The sequence below is a fragment of the Mesorhizobium sp. M1A.F.Ca.IN.020.06.1.1 genome, assembly GCF_004023265.1.
Taxonomy (GTDB): Bacteria; Pseudomonadota; Alphaproteobacteria; order Rhizobiales; family Rhizobiaceae; genus Mesorhizobium.
Window position 1 is genome coordinate 1 of the sequence record NZ_RZSR01001821.1, and the last position, 434, is coordinate 434.

General features: G+C 65.2%; 1 protein-coding gene. It reads right to left on the reverse strand.

Annotated features, from left to right (window positions below; all coding sequences use genetic code 11):
• The coding region (locus EOA60_RS37060) for a 2-oxo acid dehydrogenase subunit E2 (RefSeq protein WP_206628492.1) at positions 1-434 on the reverse strand (434 nt) is incomplete at both ends.

The following is a 434-nucleotide window of genomic DNA, read 5'->3' on the forward strand; positions in this document are numbered from 1 at the left end:
GATCAGGCCGCCGGGTATCGACACGGCGACGCCGACATCGGCGTGCTTGTGCTTGACCATGGCGTTTTCGGTCCAGGAGGCGTTGGCGTCCGGCACCGCCATCAGCGCCATCGCCATCGCCTTGATCACCATGTCGTTGACCGAGAGCTTGTAGGCCGGGACCTCGCCCTTCTCGGTTTTCCGCATTGGGGCCGCGGCGTTGAGCTGCGTGCGCAGCGCGAGCAGCGCATCGAGCTCGCAGTCGAGCGTCAGATAGAAATGCGGAATGGTGCTCTTGGCCTCGACCAGCCGGCGCGCAATGGTCTTGCGCATATTGTCGTGCGGAACGAGTTCGTAAGAGCCTTCCGCGAACAGCTTCAGCACCTGATCGTCTGACATCGGCTTCGGCGCGGGGGCAGGAGCGCCTGCGGGCGCACCGGCAGGAGCCTTGGCGG